The organism is Aneurinibacillus migulanus (assembly GCF_001274715.1).
GTDB lineage: Bacteria > Bacillota > Bacilli > Aneurinibacillales > Aneurinibacillaceae > Aneurinibacillus > Aneurinibacillus migulanus.
Window position 1 is genome coordinate 4,257,667 of sequence record NZ_LGUG01000004.1, and the last position, 17,875, is coordinate 4,275,541.

Below are 17,875 nucleotides of genomic sequence, written 5' to 3' on the forward strand. Positions count from 1 at the left end.
GTATAGTTTTTTACGAAGCCGTTCATATTTCTTGCGCAGCGTTGCCGGTTTGCAATCCATAATCTTTAAGATAGTTGAGGTATTAGCTGTTTGAATCATAACATAATGTAAAGTTAGGCCTAGGATGGAACCTTGAATCCTCATTTGTTCGTATACTATGTTTAAAATGAGGGAGCTACTTTTGTGGAAAGAAGAGCTTAGCGAGTATACAGTAATGTATATGATAAAGGACTATCTGCCATTGTTATATGAAGCTATACAGCAGGATGGTGAGCAATTAATAAGAATACTTCTTAGCTTGGACACGCTCTTGGAGAAAAATGGGTGAAGGAGGATCTTTGATAGCTCTTGAGTGTTTTTTTGTGTAGCTTGAAACAGAAGTGGAAAATAATCTTTAATTTATGTATATCGCTTTATACTTGCTCAGTTCTCTGGAGTAATTGGCACATTTGAAATATGGTAGAAGAACACAGTAAAATCGTAATGAGTTGGCCATACAGATGGCACTCCAATCATTCCTGTTTTACCTTTTTACACTGATGAATGCAAAAGAATGATTTCCACGTTTTAAATAGGATTTCAATGTATTTCATAAAAAATTAATCGGAGATTGAATAAGCAGTACAAAAGTTTCTTCTATTTTATGAGCTCTTATCCTGAATGTGTTTTAAAACGTATCGATTGTATATAGTAAGAGATCAGACAAGATTTACATAGTATTTTCATAAAATTTCATTTATCGATTTGTAATAATGAGGCAATTGATGGTAATGTATCAATCCCATAATGCAAAGCAATCAATATCCATATACTTCTAAATCTTCTCCATAAACATCCCAATATGATTCCTATAACAAAAACTGGAAGAATGGTTCCCGTTAGAATCGAATAGATATCACCAGCAGATCCCTCTACTCCACTTGCAAGCAGATAACGGGAGGGAAAATGAAATGAAGCGAACAAGAGGGAAGATAAAAAAATACCGAAGATGCTTCCAAATACTTTTTCTAATCGAGTCTGAAGGATATATCTATAAAATATTTCTTCAGGAACAGCCGCTTGCACAAGCGGTAAAAGCAGACCAACAGTGAATTTGATCCATATTATAATACCACCATTTGCAATAGCTCTGTTAATCTCTGCTAAATAACTGCTATTTAGAAGGATTCCAAAAAAATAACAACTAGCCATAGCTGTACAAGTTTTCCAGTTTGATTTAATTTTAAAAATATAAGAAATTTTGTGCCCGAGTTTGCTATAAATAAATAAAGGAATAAAAAGAAGAAAAATGATTTTAATAAAAACAACATACCATACATCTTCAGTAAAATTTCTGGCTCCTAAAATTGGCATAGGAAAATGCATTATCGCTACAGAAAATATTGCAACAATAAAAATATATAATAAAGAATATATTGTAAAGATGCCTAATTCATTTATTGATTTCTTACTGTTCATTGATTGTTATTATCCCCTTAATCTCTCACCTCTATAGGTGTTATACTGATCTAAATTCTTTTCAAAAGAAACAATAGGAAGTCTTTCAACAAAAGCAAATCCCCTCATCTCTCCTACCGAAAGCTCATATGCTTTATCTCCATACTCCATAGCTTGATAACTTTTATAGCTCAATTCACTTTATTTTTATCGAGCGTACAATGAAAAAGGCTACTGTTCCTAATAGTAAAATAAAGACTACTGGTAGCTCCCAAGCACCCAATAAGCTTTTATTTCCCATTGCAACTTGGACATTATCCAAGCTGCTAAATGAAAACATTAATAACAATTCATTTTTTATAAAGTTAATCGTTAACATAGAATTTTTATAAAGGCTTTCTATATTGCTTTCTGTAAGACCTGAGTAGTTGTGCAAATGAGGATTTTTCTCTAAAAAATACATTCCTATCCAAAGAACAAACCCAATTAATAAAGGTACAAAAATAAACCATTTATTACTCCAATCATCAGGTTCGCCTAATGCATTATAATGACTTGGAACTAAATCAGGGAAAGACGACCAATTCATCAAGATATAAGACAGTGAAATAGCACAGATAAGTAATGTAAATAAATTAAAATATCTTCCGATTTTCGGTGTTTGAAGTTTTAGCTTTACTTTCTGCATAATTCTCCCTCTCTATTTTATCATCAACTAAAATACGAAGAAAAAAACTTTTCTATTGTATCAACTATATATTTTTGTTGTTCTAATTTTAATTCAGGAAACATTGGTAGAGATAATACCTCTTTTGCTGCTTTTTCTGAATTCAGGAAGTCTCCTTCTGTATAACCCAGTTCTTGGAATGCGGGCTGAAGATGCAACGGTACGGGGTAATAGACCATTGTTGAAACTCCATTTTTCTGTAGGAATCTTTGAAGCTCATCTCTCTTCTCTACTCGAATTGTATATTGATGAAAAACGTGGTAGTTACCTTCTACCTCTGTGGGGGTTACAATAAAATTCGATAGCTTTTCATTTAATAATTTGGTATATGCAGTTGCTTTTTCCCTGCGCAACATGTTCCATCTTGCAAGATGTTGTAATTTAATGTTTAATACGGCCGCTTGTAGCTCGTCTAACCGACTATTATATCCTAAGACTTGGTGATAATATTTTGGTTTACTACCATGTACTCGGATAATTCTCATCTTTTCGGCAATCTTAGAATCTTTTGTTACAATCATGCCACCATCACCATAAGCGCCTAGATTCTTGGTTGGAAAGAAACTAAAGCACGTTGTATGACCTAATTCTCCAACTTTTTTCCCTTTATATTCGGCACCGATTGCTTGTGCTGCATCATCTACTACATATAAATCATATTTTCTAGCAATTTCTAAGATTGGATTCATATCAGTTGCCTGTCCATAAAGATGAACAGGGATAATTGCCCTCGTATTTTTAGTTATGGCTTGTTCAATTTTTGTAGGGTCAATATTAAAAGTTACTGGATCGATATCAACAAAAACTGGTTTAGCACCAGCCCTTACAATAGCACCAGCCGTTGCAAAGAACGTAAATGGAGTTGTGATGACTTCATCTCCAGGCTTTACACCACAAGCTTGTAAAGAAATATGCAATGCATCACTTCCATTAGCAACACCCACTCCAAACAAAGCATTAGAAAGAGAGGCTACATCTTGTTCTAACCTCTTTACATGGTCCCCCAATATAAATGTTGAGGATAGCAATACTGCATCTAAAGAATTTATAATTTCATATCTTAACGATTGGTATTGTTCTGAAAGGTCTAACATGGGTATTTTCATATATAGATTCTCCTTATTCATAACGCCTTCATTTATAGTATTATAAATTATTGCATTTCGTCTTTTTCCATTAGCTAACATCTCTAATACAAAGGAAATGGACTAGTCAGAGAAGATACTCGGTCCCTCACTTCCGCTACTTTTCCCGTTACGCCAAGTGAATGTAAGTCTAGCAGGAGCAAGTGATTATCTGTTCCACTGAATACAATGTCTACGCCCTCTGACTGTAATGTCTTCGCCAGTCGCTTAGCGCCTGTAATAATGGCCTGGACATATGTTTTGAACTCTTCAGTAAGTGCTTCACCAAGTGATACGGTTTTTGCGGCAATCACGTGCATAAGAAGTCCACCTTAAAGACCTGGAAAAATTGCTTTATTAAGCTTTTGACCGTACTCTTTTCCAGTTTCCTCCTTACACAAAATCATGCCACCACAAGATCCACGAAGGGTTTTATAGGTTGTTGTGGTTACAAAATGAGCATATGGAAGTGGATTTCGATGCAGATCTGCCGCTATAAGACCGGCAATACGAGCAATTTCCGCCATAAAGAACGCACCCACTTCGTCGGCGCTCTCACGGAATTTCTTGAAATCAATCTCGCATGGGTAAGCACTCGCCCCAGCGATAACAAGTTTTTTATTTTCTTAATTTGAAGAATATTATTTTAATTTATACACTGATTATCCTCACGAACTTTGTACTGAATGAATTTATATTGCACACCGTTGAAATTCACTGGGCTTACATGTGACAGATTCATACCCAAGATCGTATCCCTAGGTTTTACAGCGGCAAAGTACATGGCCATATTCGCTTGAATCCCTGAATGAAATTACACATTGCATGTTCGGCGCCGGACAAGTGTCCCATTCGCTTCCTCAATCAGGACGGGGATGTTGTAATAACGGGCAATATTAACTATTACCTTCAAATTGGTACATATACCCAAATAAGTTAGATTGAACATAAGCGCGGTCTCAGCATCCGGATACCGCTTGATGACCTTCTTTATCAAGCAATCGGAAATGCCATCATTCCATTCTCCAGTAATAAAGATAGACTTGGAGCCGCCGGCCAAGATGATTACAGATTGCATGGCACGATGGTTTTATTGTCCAGTCCGCATATCTACATATCATCACGCCCTCGACACTTGTCTTTTGTACGGCAAACAACGCTTTACAGCCTAGTATATACTATACTAGGTTCAAACTTACATATTCGATCAAAGCGGTAAATAACGGCGTGCGATGACGATCCATTATGAAATTCAATTATCTTCATATAATGGTTCCGTGCATCGAATTCAGTATAAATCGACAAAAATGATTGTTCAATATAATAATTATTATTATAATAATAGTTATTTCCTATGATATTGATTTGTGAAAAGAGGGAGTGCTACATCATCAAGTTAAAATTTTGTAACTCCCTAGAATGAAATCGTATGTATTTTTCGAAGCCACTTAGATACTTGTATATAGTTAGGTGGTTATAAAGGAGTAAATAAAATGTCCCACTGCCCTTAAATGGGTGGTAGGGCTTATTTGAACATGCCTAAAATTTATATTGGAAAGTAAAAATGATCAGGTTTCCCGATTCTCAACTTTTCCTTTCCACTAGCTTGATGGCGATGTGACGAGACCTCTAATACAATAAGAAAAACCGAAACCTCTCCTTTATTAAAATAAGATATTTCGGTTCATCTTTTTTATAAACGGTACAACTTTATTATAAACAGTTAAACTTTATTTTAAATCTACATGAGAATGGCATGGCNTGTCTGTGTGCTGTCGGCCGTCTCTTCCGCAATTTTGACTACAGATTGTACCGAATGGGTCATCTGATTCGACCCGGCAGCAATTTGTTGGACGGCGGCTGAGACTTCAGTCATCTGCCTGTTCAAGGATTCGATCGCTTCACTAATCTGATGGAATGAAGTTTCCGCTTCCCGGGCACTCTCCACACTCCGTTCGCTCGCCGTCGTGCTACCGGCCATACTTTCGGCTACCTGCGCAATCTCAGATTGGATGTTTTCGATGACATGTTGGATTTTGCCCGCGGCTGTACCGGCTTCCTCGGCGAGTTTTCTTACCTCATCAGCTACTACCGCAAATCCCCGCCCCTGTTCTCCGGCCCTTGCAGCCTCAATTGCGGCGTTAAGCGCCAGTAAGTTGGTCTGACCTGCGATTCCCTGAATAAATTCAACGATGTGTCCGATTTTCTCGGAATGTGTACCGAGGTTATGCACCATTTCCGCAGAACGTTCTACATTCTCGCGGACAGAGCGGATGCTATACACGGTACTATCGATAACTTTTTGTCCTTCACCTGCAAGTGATGATGCCTCATGGGCCGAGTCCGATACCTGTCCAGGCGATAATTTTTTCAGCCAGTAATATAGCCGATGAACCGGTAGGTTCTGTTTTTGACACCAGGCAACCTTTGATAGTCCACTGTTTTTATAGTCTTGAATATAAGCTTCCCATTCTTTCTTTAATAGGTGTTTTTCCATAAAAAAACCTCCACATGTAGTATGTAAGGAGATTATCTCATGGGTTATTTACAAGTGGCAGGTGTGGAATATTTGACGCTTACCATCATGTCGTATTCAAATGCGAAAATTATCGAGTTTACAGAGGAAGGGGCAAAAGAAACTTCGCTGGAAGAAACCAATCATTATCGTATCATGAAACAATTTTTTGAGGATAAAGACAGATTGTTGCATCATTTATTAAATCTATAATCTTCTCAATCATCTATTGTTATGACATTCAACCTGTTATTTTCTAAGTTTGCTTTTTAGTGTTTCTTACAGGCTGAATCTCTATTCAACACATAGTAAAATATTTCCATACCTATTCTACTCGTTTTTTCCTTTGCCTAACAAAGTAAACAGTTCTAGTTATCAAGCAAAGGATAATTGCCATTTTGATGCTCTCAAGATACAAAAAACTCTTCATTAAAGCCATTAAAAAATTTAATATCATCTACTCCCACTCTTCAAAAGATAAATTAGTAGGTTCATCTAAAAGGTCAGCAGAAAAATCAATGTTGGTTGTTGGTGTTTGTTTATCAACTTCCTCAAATTTAAGTTCATCAATCCATACTTGCCCATTTCCCGAAAGTAAAACACCAAAGGCAATGACTGCACTGTTTTTTGGTACATCTAAAACAATGTGATAATGATTCCACTCTGTATTTCCTACAATGGGGCGGTCACTCATATTATCAAATTGCAGTATATCATGAAATGCATCATCGACTCGCATCCAAAATCCACAGAATCCATCAACATCTTTGGATTTTAAAAATCCAGAGAGCTTTAACCTTTTGCCCAGATACTTCTCAGCTTTAAATCCCTGCATCATCGTTGCAAATTCGCCTTGGGATTGGACGGTAAAAGATTTTAGAAATCCAGATGCCCTCCCCTTATGAAAGTTTTCTCTATCAATTCCCATCTGATAATTAAACGGATGACTACCACTTAACTTCCATCCTTTTAATAACTGTTCATTTTTCAACACGATTTCCTCCCTTTGTAAAGTTAATTTGCCTATAATTTTACGGTATTGCCCTGGCGGTAAATGGTAATATTTCTTAAATGAACGAGTAAATGATTCCTGCGTTTCAAAGCGATAATAGAAAGCAATATCTATTATCTTTTCATCCGTATAAAGTAACATGTTAGCTGAATTGGCAATTCTTCGATATCGAATATATTCAGATACAGTTACACCAACCTCTTTTTGAAAAATACGATGATAGTGATACTTTGAAAATCTAGCAAACTGAGCAATACTTTCTAAGGATAGTTCTTCATGTAAGTTTTTCTCTATATACTCAATCGTCTTTTGTATGATGGGACTGTAACTCATTCTCTGAACCTCCTTACAAAAAGGATAACAAAAAAGGCAAGAGCTTTTTTGACTTATATTGCTTTGTTTTACTTACTAGACTTGCCCAAAATTTGATGCAAAGTTTACCATGTAGAAAGAACCGAAGGCTCCCCTAGGTAGCTTGTAACTGATTTTTTATCAAATCCGGCTGCGTTCCTGCCTTTGCTTCATAGTAAACAAATTCGATCCGACTCTCTGTCTTTTTGTTTTACCAACTTCATAGTCCTGTTAAGATATCACCGTGTCCTGTTACACTACAGAACATGGCTGTAAAAGAAAGCAGTGTCAAAACCGCTTCATTGCAACGGTACTACGTATTTGATAACCGTTAAAGGAAAAGTTGCTTTTCATGGTACGAAAATAAGTCTCAATCGCCCAACGTTTACTGTAGTACGTTAGAATTTGCTCATTAGATAAGGAAACGTCTGTACTTAAGAATGCTCGCATAGTTTGGAGAGTCATTGGCTGGGTCGCATCCCAACACAGTAGTACCACAGCATTTTCAATGAAATTTAGCTTGCCTTCATAACGATAGACGTGATAAGAAGCGTGACCGACGGTCACAAGGTCGGTATCTTCTTTATGGATGTGCGAGGCAAATTCCTTTATTGACTGCCGAATACCATATGGATAAATAATACGATTGGTTTTTATACCGCTAATGACGTGAAATCCAGATAAAGCGCAGGTTTCGAGTACAGATTGAGCAGGATACCATGTATCCATAAGAACATAAGTAGAAAAAGAACTTTTTGGCACCATAGAAAGCAGTTCACATGCAATATCAATTTTGCTGTTTTGCTCTGATTCGTATCGGCTAAACGCATAAGGGAATGCTTTTTCACCACATCGAATGAACTCCTGAACGACTGCATGCCCCCATACTGACTTACCTTCGGTATGGGAATAGTGAAAATCTGTTCCTTGCATAGAGGACAATGCCTGTGACGAGGGCTTTGTCTTTCTACAGACCGTATCATCGATAATAACAAAAATCGGCTCTTGTGTATGTTTCACTTCCCTCTTGATGCTCTCCCATGATTGTTGCTGAATTATACGCATCAAATGCTGCTCATTCCACTTTCCATGAGTAAGAAAATGGCTCAGTGTCCGTCGGTCTTGTGAATAGCAGCTTTCACGATGGATATCGGTTAACGTTCCAGAAAAACCTCTGGTCATCACCCCATCGAGAAAATGAACCCTATGGTTCATTACCGGCTTAGAAAAATAAAGTGGGAAACGCCAGGTACGTAAAATATTGTTGATTTCCTGTTGATGTGCTACCCTATACGTAAGAGGCATATAAGTCTTCTCCTTTGCGTAAAAGTGGTTGGTGGTACTTCTATTTTTACACAGGGTGAAGAGATATGTCTCTTTTCTATTCAATTGCAAATTTGTGTAAGTGTTTTTGGGCAACTACAATTAATAAGAATATGATTATAAAAATTTCCTTCTTGATTCAAACAATCGTTTTAATTCCTTCTAAACCCAGGTCTGTAAATCCCCCCTTCTGCTTGCCTTGTTCAGAAGGGGGGATTTTTTGCAATTCCACTTCATCTAACAAGGCATTAGCCGTTTCTTTAGGTAAAATAGGGGAATAAAATAAACAAAAGGTATCCTCCTTTGAATTTCCCTTCTGTGGTGGAGGGCATGATTTGCCAGGTTCCATCGTTCTTCTTTTTTTATTTTATAGACCCCTCTTTTTCCCGGGTTAAAAGAGGGTTTTTCTTTTAAAAGTTAGAAGATCGAAAACTCTTTGGAGTCATCGCTCATCATCGATATCAAAGTACAAAGGAATTCATCTCGAAACATAAATTTCTATTCCAAATTGAAGAAGACTGTTATCTTGCTCGAGTGAGCAGAAATTGTTCTATAGCACAACCGATCGTTTCGAGACAGATTACCGATTTATTACATACACTTGCCCTTGGTGTCATGGACGCTGGTACTGCTCCTAATAACCACTTGATAAATAATAAAAGCCTGACACTTGGATTACGTAGAATGCAGTGTCAGGCTTTTTCATCTTTTTTTATTTCTTATCGAGCATCGTTAGTAGAAGTACAATCGCCTCTGCTCGTGTCGTAGAAACATTGGGTGCAAATACATTGTTTCCCCTTCCTTGAATCAATCCTTTATTGGCTACGGCTGCTACGTCCTCTTGCGCCCATGCTGGAATTGCTTTGCTATCTGAGAAAGAGGATTGGAGCCCTTTATCTGGTTTCAATTTTAGGATTCGGGCCAGGATACTTACCATCTCCGCACGTGTAATTTCCTGATTGGGTCGAAAGCTTCCGTCAGGGTAGCCGCTAATCAATCCATTTGCAACAGCGACAGCTACATCCGATTGGCCCCAAGCTGGAATTTCTCCCTTATCTGTAAAGTTGAGCCTTGCACCCTCCCCCTGTAAATGAAGAGCACGAACGAGGAAAGAAATCCACTGCAGGCGTGTAACCGGCTCATTCGGTCGGAATGTGCCATCCGGATACCCAGTAACGATTCCTCTTCGTATCGCTTCGCTGATTCGTTCCTGTGCCCAGTGACCTGTAACATCAGACGGTACGATTATAGGTTTCTGTGTTTCTTCTATTGGTGGCTTCGGTGCTTCGGGTTCTTTCACAGGTTGAGTTGTTGTATCAGACCGATCTCGGCCGCTGCCTCTACTACCGCCTCCCCCACCGCCACTGCTAGGGGCTGTAGCACGCGTTACGTTCAAAATATACGTTTTCGCTTCTCCATTTGGAGCTGTAACTACAATGTTGATAGATGTCGTTCCTACGTTTAATGAAATGGAATCTGAGGTAGTTACTTTCCCATTAATCGCAATCCTTGCATCCGGGTCTGCTCCTTCTGCTGTCAGATTGATCGATGATATTGAATGGCCTACATTCAGTTGATACTGCGCTGTTTCAGAAGAAAAAGCCGGTGTTAACGTGCCATGATTGACGGTTAGATTCCGTAGGTGTGCATTACCTGATTTTTCTCTTTCTACGGTCACTGTATAGGTTTTCTTTCCACCATCCTGAGCGGTTACAACAATAGGAATTACCATGGTATCTGTGTCGAGCGTGATGGTATCCTCTGTGGTTACTTTTCCATTCATAGATACCCTTGCTTCGCGATCGGCTGGATTTGCTGTCAGTGTAACCGCTGAAACCGAACGTGCGACATGTACCGTATAAGCATTTATATCTGGAGAAAATATCGGTTTCAATGTTCCTGGGCTTACTTGTAAGGTTTGCAAATTAGCATTGTTGGAACCTGCACGCATTACGGTAATCGTGTACGTTTTTTTCGTGACACCGTCTGGTGCTGTAATCGTGACCTTAAAAATATTTTCCCCTACTTGTAGAGGGTTTGCTTCTTCTATATTTACCATAGCTCCAGGATCCTCTGGAATGACAGTAATAGTATCCTCAGTTGTATGGTGAGGAACGTTGACGGTGTAATCCGTATGTGCTGATGTAAAGGCCGGCGTCAGATCGCCAACCGACGATGCGATACTACTTGCATTTGCATTGGTTGAGGCGCCTCGTGTTATCACTATACTGTATGTCTTCGTGTTACCATTCTGCGCTGTGACCACGATAGTAATCGTGTTTGAACCCGTATTTAAAGGAATGGAAGCAGAACCCGAAGTCACTGGTACTCCATTCACTACTACCGTTGCCGTAGAATCAGCCACCGTTGGTGTGACGGTTACACTACTTACCGAGTTGTCTACACTTGCTGTATAGGTAGTAGTACCAGATGCAAAAACTGGTGCTAACGTACCTTGGCTAAGCGTTAGATTGCTTAAATCTGCATTATTGGATACTGAAGAAATAGCATGATGAACAAGGTTTCCTGTTGCATCATTGTACATCCCAAATCCGCCCTCATATCTAGACCAAAACACACCAAATTCTCTTACATAATCTGAATCAACAACACCCCAATCCTTAGAAACTATGCCATCATTCTTATATTCTCTTGCTTTATAAAACCAACGTCCTGATCCATCAGTGAATGTATCAGCAACTAAAAAGCCTCCATTTTTCAAACCGACAAGAACCGGGTACCCATCTAATGCTGAGGTATCACCCGAGATACTTGTAACAGATCCTGTATCAGAAATAATTCTTACTTCATAATTTGGAGATTCATCCCTATTGTATAGAATAGCAAAACTACCGTTTGATAAGGCTACTCCTTGTTTTTTGTCATTTCCAGTAACCGAGATAGGGAAAGAAGCCTTTTTTTGAGTACCATCGTTATGGTATAAGGTTCCTTCAGACTTTTGTGCAACCAGAAATGTCCCGTTTTTATTAGCAATTATCGTATGTGGTGATTGGCTAGATTCTATCGTAGTAATAGGATCAGAAGTGAACGACTTTGATGAAATATTGAAAATGCGAAGTAAATAATTAAAGGCTTCTCCTTGCCAAACAAATGCAATGTTCCCATTAGATAATTCAGCAACATCGGTATCTCCATTATACGTTGCCGTTACATTATTGATATCAACAGGGCCGACAAGTACGTCACCATTTCCATCTAGGATAATAAATTGGTTTGGATTTCCCGTCTTTCTATCCGTTCCGCCTGAGGTACCTTCCCATGTAATTAGCGTTTTTTCACCTGCAAGGGCAAATGCTTTCATGTAAAAGAAGTTCGCTGATCGTTTCCCCATATAAGAAGGAGTATTAATTTGAGAAAAGAAAGTAGGGGTACCATGTGGATCTACTATTTTATAATACCAATTCTTTGTGTCCTGTTCTTTGTATAGAATTCCTGTTTTCCCGCCACTTAGTCCAACAACACTAATTCCGTTATAGAGCGGAGCGGCATTAACATTCGAAGGGTTGTCGATAACTTTTGTTTTTGTTGGCGAATCAATAACAGCGCTAGCATAAGTTGTACTTATCATAGAGGGTAGTAACAAGGAGCCGACTAACCATATGGATAGAAACATAGATATGAGTTTGAAGCCTTTATGTTTGTACAATACTTTCCCCCCTTTTAAAATAAAGCAAAAAATAGTAGTTTCTTTTTTAAGTTATTTTTCTTTACACAAGAGCATTTTTAATAAAATGGCACCGTCTTATTGTTTTTCTTTTCATTAAAATTTTACTTTTCGAAACAGGACTTGTAAATCATAAATATAATTCATGACTCACAATCCCGCCTGATTCTTTATGCCTACTAGGTTGTTAAGGTGTTATACAATTAAGATGGTTTATTATGGGTAGAAAATTTTATTTCGTAATGTCTTTTATCAGTATTTTCTTACATAAGATGTTGAAATCTCATATAAGAAAAGGATGATGTGTATTTTTAGGAATAGTTTTCTTAACTTGATGGGCATGGGGGAAATTCATAATGACAATAAATTTGGTTGCAAATAGGTGAAAGCTAATGAAACGAATATCTTCCTTTTTACTCATTACAATGATGATAAGCCTTTTCCCACTCTCAGCATTTGCTGAGAAAGAGATTTATATTAATCTTTGGCACAGAACACTGGAACTAAAAGAGAATGGGAAAACTGTTGGCTGACAACAATGTTCTTTACTCGAAAATAGCTCCAAAATAGAAAACACCGTTTAAACTTCAAACGGTGTTACAAAAATAAACTTTACTAATGCAAACATAAAACATATTTTTTAAGCATTTTCGTGACAAAAAAATTCTTTACTGTATCACATACAAATAATTCTCTTCTTTAATTATCGATTCCCGTTAGCACAATAAGAAAAAAGAGGTTACCGCAACAGCATCTCCTTTCTTGAACTCTTGCACCCTTTGGTTTGAGTACATACTTTCACAATCTCTTCCACAATTACAATTTAACAACTACCAATCGCTAAAAATGGTAGTTGTTAAATCTTACTCAATACAAAAAGACGCATTCTTTTTAAATGAAAGCGTCCGATTGCTGAATATTTAATAATTTTTATTTCTTTATGATTCTTCAACTAAGAAACCCTTATTATTTATGAAATCTTTCTACCTGAATGAAAAGGCTGTGCTCCGTTCAATGACTAAAGGAAACCTATTTGATTCGTATTACTGGTTTATCTCTTTTAAATTCGATGATTTCTCTTTAGAATTTGAACCGGAAGCTATCAAAGAAGCAACAATAGCGATCGCAACCCAAAATGCCCCAATCCAAGTAATGGAAGCCAGTGATACTTTCTCTACAAAAATACCTCCTATTCCTGCACCTACAGCCATAGCTAATTGCATCATTGACTGATTAATACCAAGCAATACACCCGATAATTCTGGTTCGATTGTAGCTAAGTGATATTGTTGCGTCGGGCCTGTAGACCATGCCGCAAACGACCACAATATTAGAATAAACAACACTCCGAAATATGAGTGGGTTACGAGTGATAACAAAATCAGCGTGATAATATGTAAGGCCATTCCACCAATCAGTGTAAAGGACACTCCCCATCGATCGGTACTATATCCCCCAAACTTCGATCCAACTAAACTAGCTATTCCAAATATAAGCAAAACTCCACTTAGCAACTTGTCGCTTATCCCTGAAATAGTAAGGAGGTATGGTGACAGATAGGTATAAGCAATGGAATATCCCCCGAGCCAAAAAAAAGTGATAGATAAACCAACCGCGACTTTTCGTTTCCTCAAAAGAGAAAGCTGTTGAAGTAGAGGTACGGGCTTATCTCCTTTAGTATGTGGAAGAGCAAGGAATATAACCATCATTGCCACTAATCCCAATAGAGCAATCCCACCAAAAACAGATTTCCAGCCGAATGCTTCTGCTGTCATTCTTCCAAGGGGAACACCAATAATGAGAGAAGCAGTAAATCCCATGACTACAGTAGCGATTGCACTACCTTGCTTACCTTCCGATGCGATCTTGGCAGCAATCGTTAATGCCGTTACAACAACCATTCCTGCTCCCAATGCCATAATTACTCGTGCAACAATAAACCACCCATAACCAGGAAGGACAAATGCCAAGATATTTCCTATAACAAACAAACTGAGAGAATAAATCATTAATCTACGTCTATCCATACTTGCTGTCAACGCCATGAGAATTGGTGTGAAAATAGCATATACAAGTGAAAAAATCGTAATTAGCTGGCCCGCAGCAGCTAAGGTTATCCCAAGTGTATCAGCTATATTATCCAAAATACCGGAGATTATGTACTCTGAGGTCCCTACTAAAAAGCTGGTAACGGCTAAAATGTAAATTTTCCAAGTGTTAGACATAATAATTCACTCCTTAATCATCTTACGCATTCACATATCCCAAAATAACGATATGATCACTTTAAAAATATACATATCGTAATATGTCGATATGTATGCCATAAAAATAAAAAATTCTAAATGTTTATTTTGTTATGAAGGAATGAAACTGAACTCTCTAAAATAAATTCAGTTTCATTCTCATATCTCATTTTTGAATAAGTCAGCAATTTTTTTAATAGCCTCTTCGTCCCTTTTATAGTACGTATACTTTCCTATTCGTTCTGTTTTAATAAGCCCAGCTCGTAAAAGTATGGTGAGATATTGGGAAGCAGTTGATTGCGTCATCTTCAATTTCTCTGTTATTTGACTAACACATACCCCTGTTGTGTTCATATCAATCCCTTCGTGGGGTATAAAATGACGATCAGGCTCCTTCAGCCATTGCAAAATTTGTAACCTTGATTCATTTGATAAGGCTTTGAAGATTTCAATTGGTTCCATATGAATAATTATATCGTGATATTCCGATGTGTCAATATGTTTGATTTTGATAGATGTTCTCCATATAATTCGAGTATTCCCCCCCTGCCCGTTAGTCATAATGAACGAAACGGCCCCACTTCGCTTACCGTAGATTGCACTTGGCAACAATGGTAGTGTTCACCTCTACCAAAACCAAATGTAGAGCTACAAACGAAAGGAGCCGATTAGTATGAAGGATGTACAAAAATTTGTGGGTTTAGACGTATCAAAAGAAATGATTTCAGTTGGCGTGGCGGAGGCAGGACGTGGAGAGCCTCGCTTTCATGGAAATATTCCCAATCAACCAGAAGCGATTCGTAAACTAATGAGAAAGCTGGGTAACCCTGAAGATTTACATGTTTGCTATGAAGCTGGATCGACTGGTTATGGAATCGTAAGATTCCTTTTATCTATGGGTATCGATTGTATTGTAGTGGCCCCTACTCTTATCCCCCGTCGAGCTGGGGATCGTGTGAAAACCGATCGCAGAGATTCCCTTAGGTTAGCTCAGCTTCTTCGAGCTGGAGAACTAACGGCTGTATGGACTCCTGATGAAGATCACGAAGCGTTACGTGATTTGATTCGTGCACGGCATGATATAAGAGAAGACTTACAACGAGCCCGTCAGAGATTGAATCATTTCCTGCTTCGGCATGATATACGTCCGGCTCAAGAAACACGGAATTGGTCCGTCAAACATCGGGACTGGCTCAATACCCTTACGTTTGAAAAGTCATCCTTACGGATTGTATTTCAAGAGTATCTTCATACCATTCACGAAGTAGAAGAGCGAATGAAGCGAATCGAAGCCCAAATTCACGAGGAAGCGATGCAGAGTGAACACGCCCCGGTGATTCAGGCCTTACAAACCTTACGGGGTGTAGCCGAAGTCACAGCCGTCACGTTAGTGGCGGAGATTGGACAGTTTTCTCGGTTTATAAATCCAAGGCAATTGATATCCTATGCAGGTCTGGTTCCAAAGGAATATTCCAGCCGATCAAGTCGTTGGCAAGGTTCCATTACGAAAATCGGAAATGTCCAGATTCGTCGTGCCTTAGTGGAGTGTGCCTGGGCCTAACGTCATCGTCCATCCTTGAAAGGAGAACTTCTGAAACGGCAAGAAGGACAAGATCCTGAAGCACAGCGGATTGCTTGGAAAGCCCAACATCGTCTTCATAAAAAGTATCATCGAATTACTTCCCGTGGCAGAGGTGGTAAACACGCCGCCGTCGCGGTCGCTCGAGAATTGATTAGGTTTATTTGGGCTATTGGATGTGCCATAGAGAAGAAAAAACTCGAAGAGTTTAACGCTGCTTAATCGTCTACGTAATCAACAATCCCTTATCTTTTAAACTAAAAAGAGAGATTTTGAAGGTTTGGCTCGAAGGCAAAGCCCCGGTAAGGAGAACCCTCATGTTCAACTATGCACTAGGTGTTTCACTACCGAACGTGCGCCGTTAGTCCGAGGCAGCTCCGTGACGGATAGGATTGAAATGCGGTATCCAACCCGCGCATATCAGACTGTTAACCACCGTCAGCGTCCTTTGCCTTCGTGCCAAGATTTTAAGATTTCCTTCCTTCAACTTTTAAAAGTATATTCTTTCTCGGCTATTCGTTTGTCAAGGGAAAGAGCGCCCTTGACAAACACAGCGCGAAAGAATGACGGGTCTGTAAGTTGAGCAACGGATAACTATGTCCATAAATAAAGCAAAAACCTAATTAAAAACCCTTTAGTTGTGGTAGTGTGCACCCCTTAGAATTCATCGGTTAAACCAAGGAGTTTTTCCAATGTCTATTCTAAGGGGTGCACACTACTTTAAAATAATGGAAGGATAGTGTTTTTTAAGCTGTAAATATGTAAGTTTCAATAGAGAATCTTTATATTTTCAAAAGAGGAAAAAATTAAAAAGCACCCTGTATATATAAGGTGCTTGCAATTTTTTGCACTCCTCTGTTCGTTTTTTGTCCTACTTTCTGTAAATCGTATCATTGATACTTTTCGCTAATGTTCGTAATTCTCCAGCCAGAGGTTGTTTTAGATAGTGTAATTGTTTGTGAATGATTCCCTTTTAACTCATCATAAATGTACTCAGAAAGGTACATTGTGTTTTTATTACTAGAATATGTGACTTTTGTATTTGCATCTAAACTTAATTGAATGAATAACACAGCATCACATGCACAAAGTGTCCATCCTTCAGGCTGTTTATCAAAACTAGCATTCAGAAACTTTGTTAAGTACGAGGTAGCAACATAAGGAAACAGCTTTTGTGCCTCAGAATACGTCACTATTTTACCAAATGGAATTTTATTAATTGCATCATCTGTTTGCCTTACCATATCAAATGCTTGTTGCGGAGATAAAACATCTATTTTTGCTATATAAGAGCTCATAACATATCCGGTTATGTTGCCATAACGAATTTTATACCATCCTCTTTGAAAACCAATTATATCTACTATCGCCCCTTTAGAAACCTTCCCGATAACCTTATACTGATTACCTGCACCCGCCCTGACATTTAATGTGGTATTCTTTGTGTTAACATACCCTTGCTGAACATGGGCCGCAGAAATATTGTCGGGGGCACCACTGAAAAGCAAACTTGTAATAATAAAAATAGAAGACAATACTCTAATGAACGCTCTCACTTAAAAACCTCCTTATATCACGTAAAAAGTTGTTATCTAATATGCCTTCAATTTCTTCATCCTTGTATCCGCGTTTAATTAACTCTTTTGATGACCTTTGACAACATCAAATGAGTTTCGTTCAAATTTTCCGAAATCACCAGATGGAATGTATTTCAGGAGCATATCACATAAATCTAAACCGATTCCAACGTGATTAACCCCAACTACTTTAACCATATGATCCAGATGATTGATTAAATGCTCTAAGTTAGGTTTTTCATCACTTTCGGTGACAAGAATTTTTCCTAGTCGAATCTTCTGTCTATTATACATGAGGA

General features: G+C 38.2%; 13 protein-coding genes and 4 pseudogenes. 3 read left to right on the forward strand and 14 right to left on the reverse strand.

From position 1 onward, the window contains the following. Positions 1-136 precede the first annotated feature (136 nt). Positions 137-325, forward strand: a pseudogene (locus AF333_RS36150) (IS4 family transposase); the annotation flags it as partial. Here the strand turns inward: AF333_RS36150 and AF333_RS32300 are convergent. From AF333_RS32300 to tnpA, 7 genes and pseudogenes are all read right to left on the reverse strand, one after another. After that, positions 319-584 (reverse strand): annotated as a pseudogene (locus tag AF333_RS32300) (IS4 family transposase); the annotation flags it as partial. The pseudogenes AF333_RS36150 and AF333_RS32300 overlap by 7 nt on opposite strands. A 148-nt stretch (positions 585-732) precedes the next feature. Continuing rightward, entirely contained in the window at positions 733-1,458 is a 726-nt protein-coding gene (locus tag AF333_RS22230) for a CPBP family intramembrane glutamic endopeptidase (protein ID WP_043065889.1), read from the reverse strand. Between the two features lie 175 nt (positions 1,459-1,633). After that, positions 1,634-2,125 (reverse strand): DUF1648 domain-containing protein, encoded by a 492-nt coding sequence (locus tag AF333_RS22235; RefSeq protein ID WP_043065888.1) that lies wholly within the window; start codon positions 2,123-2,125, stop codon positions 1,634-1,636. A 23-nt stretch (positions 2,126-2,148) separates the two neighbouring features. Further along, the gene (locus tag AF333_RS22240) at positions 2,149-3,270 is read right to left on the reverse strand and encodes a DegT/DnrJ/EryC1/StrS family aminotransferase (protein WP_043065887.1); all 1,122 of its coding nucleotides are present in this window, start codon (positions 3,268-3,270) and stop codon (positions 2,149-2,151) included. 131 nt (positions 3,271-3,401) lie between these two features. Further along, positions 3,402-4,149 (reverse strand): annotated as a pseudogene (locus AF333_RS32305) (serine hydroxymethyltransferase); the annotation flags it as partial. After that, a complete protein-coding gene (locus AF333_RS36960; protein ID WP_307723451.1) occupies positions 4,103-4,366 on the reverse strand; it encodes a hypothetical protein in 264 nt (87 codons plus the stop codon). The gene AF333_RS36960 and the pseudogene AF333_RS32305, both read right to left, overlap by 47 nt. Before the next feature lie 684 nt (positions 4,367-5,050). After that, positions 5,051-5,785, reverse strand: a pseudogene (tnpA, locus tag AF333_RS37690) (IS66 family insertion sequence element accessory protein TnpA); the annotation flags it as partial. Between the two features lie 39 nt (positions 5,786-5,824). Here tnpA and AF333_RS22260 point away from each other — a divergent pair. Then, positions 5,825-6,016, forward strand: coding sequence for a hypothetical protein (locus AF333_RS22260; protein ID WP_043065886.1), 192 nt, complete (start codon positions 5,825-5,827; stop codon positions 6,014-6,016). 244 nt (positions 6,017-6,260) lie between these two features. Here the strand turns inward: AF333_RS22260 and AF333_RS22265 are convergent, their stop codons facing one another. From AF333_RS22265 to AF333_RS22290, 5 genes are all read right to left on the reverse strand, one after another. Then, positions 6,261-7,148, reverse strand: a complete 888-nt coding sequence (locus tag AF333_RS22265; RefSeq protein ID WP_043065885.1) for a helix-turn-helix transcriptional regulator — start codon at positions 7,146-7,148, stop codon at positions 6,261-6,263. 306 nt (positions 7,149-7,454) lie between these two features. After that, complete coding sequence (locus AF333_RS22270; protein ID WP_052812055.1) at positions 7,455-8,471, reverse strand: IS701 family transposase; 1,017 nt, start codon at positions 8,469-8,471, stop codon at positions 7,455-7,457. A 730-nt stretch (positions 8,472-9,201) separates the two neighbouring features. Next, the gene (locus AF333_RS22280) at positions 9,202-12,078 is read right to left on the reverse strand and encodes a cadherin-like beta sandwich domain-containing protein (protein ID WP_235496847.1); all 2,877 of its coding nucleotides are present in this window, start codon (positions 12,076-12,078) and stop codon (positions 9,202-9,204) included. 1,139 nt (positions 12,079-13,217) lie between these two features. Beyond that, entirely contained in the window at positions 13,218-14,399 is a 1,182-nt protein-coding gene (locus AF333_RS22285) for an MFS transporter (RefSeq protein WP_043065882.1), read from the reverse strand. A gap of 180 nt (positions 14,400-14,579) precedes the next feature. Continuing rightward, the gene (locus tag AF333_RS22290) at positions 14,580-14,882 is read right to left on the reverse strand and encodes an ArsR/SmtB family transcription factor (RefSeq protein ID WP_043065898.1); all 303 of its coding nucleotides are present in this window, start codon (positions 14,880-14,882) and stop codon (positions 14,580-14,582) included. A 211-nt stretch (positions 14,883-15,093) separates the two neighbouring features. On the opposite strand from AF333_RS22290, the gene AF333_RS22295 reads away from it, so the two are divergent. Beyond that, positions 15,094-15,981, forward strand: coding sequence for an IS110 family RNA-guided transposase (locus AF333_RS22295; protein WP_200907895.1), 888 nt, complete (start codon positions 15,094-15,096; stop codon positions 15,979-15,981). A 908-nt stretch (positions 15,982-16,889) separates the two neighbouring features. On the opposite strand, the gene AF333_RS22300 is transcribed toward AF333_RS22295, so the two are convergent. Both AF333_RS22300 and AF333_RS22305 read right to left on the reverse strand, forming a co-directional pair. Further along, a complete protein-coding gene (locus AF333_RS22300) occupies positions 16,890-17,555 on the reverse strand; it encodes an SH3 domain-containing protein (RefSeq protein ID WP_043065879.1) in 666 nt (221 codons plus the stop codon). A gap of 78 nt (positions 17,556-17,633) precedes the next feature. Further along, a complete protein-coding gene (locus AF333_RS22305) occupies positions 17,634-17,870 on the reverse strand; it encodes a membrane dipeptidase (RefSeq protein WP_235496849.1) in 237 nt (78 codons plus the stop codon). Positions 17,871-17,875 lie beyond the last annotated feature (5 nt).

What these genes read in the sequence shown, in the direction of transcription:
- AF333_RS22230 (WP_043065889.1), bottom strand. Translation starts at nt 1,458, where the DNA reads ATGAACAGTAAGAAATCAATAAATGAATTAGGCATCTTTACAATATAT.
- AF333_RS22235 (WP_043065888.1), bottom strand. Translation starts at nt 2,125, where the DNA reads ATGCAGAAAGTAAAGCTAAAACTTCAAACACCGAAAATCGGAAGATAT.
- AF333_RS22240 (WP_043065887.1), bottom strand. Translation starts at nt 3,270, where the DNA reads ATGAAAATACCCATGTTAGACCTTTCAGAACAATACCAATCGTTAAGA.
- AF333_RS36960 (WP_307723451.1), bottom strand. Translation starts at nt 4,366, where the DNA reads ATGCAATCTGTAATCATCTTGGCCGGCGGCTCCAAGTCTATCTTTATT.
- AF333_RS22260 (WP_043065886.1), top strand. Translation starts at nt 5,825, where the DNA reads ATGGGTTATTTACAAGTGGCAGGTGTGGAATATTTGACGCTTACCATC.
- AF333_RS22265 (WP_043065885.1), bottom strand. Translation starts at nt 7,148, where the DNA reads ATGAGTTACAGTCCCATCATACAAAAGACGATTGAGTATATAGAGAAA.
- AF333_RS22270 (WP_052812055.1), bottom strand. Translation starts at nt 8,471, where the DNA reads ATGCCTCTTACGTATAGGGTAGCACATCAACAGGAAATCAACAATATT.
- AF333_RS22280 (WP_235496847.1), bottom strand. Translation starts at nt 12,078, where the DNA reads ATGATAAGTACAACTTATGCTAGCGCTGTTATTGATTCGCCAACAAAA.
- AF333_RS22285 (WP_043065882.1), bottom strand. Translation starts at nt 14,399, where the DNA reads ATGTCTAACACTTGGAAAATTTACATTTTAGCCGTTACCAGCTTTTTA.
- AF333_RS22290 (WP_043065898.1), bottom strand. Translation starts at nt 14,882, where the DNA reads ATGGAACCAATTGAAATCTTCAAAGCCTTATCAAATGAATCAAGGTTA.
- AF333_RS22295 (WP_200907895.1), top strand. Translation starts at nt 15,094, where the DNA reads ATGAAGGATGTACAAAAATTTGTGGGTTTAGACGTATCAAAAGAAATG.
- AF333_RS22305 (WP_235496849.1), bottom strand. Translation starts at nt 17,870, where the DNA reads ATGTATAATAGACAGAAGATTCGACTAGGAAAAATTCTTGTCACCGAA.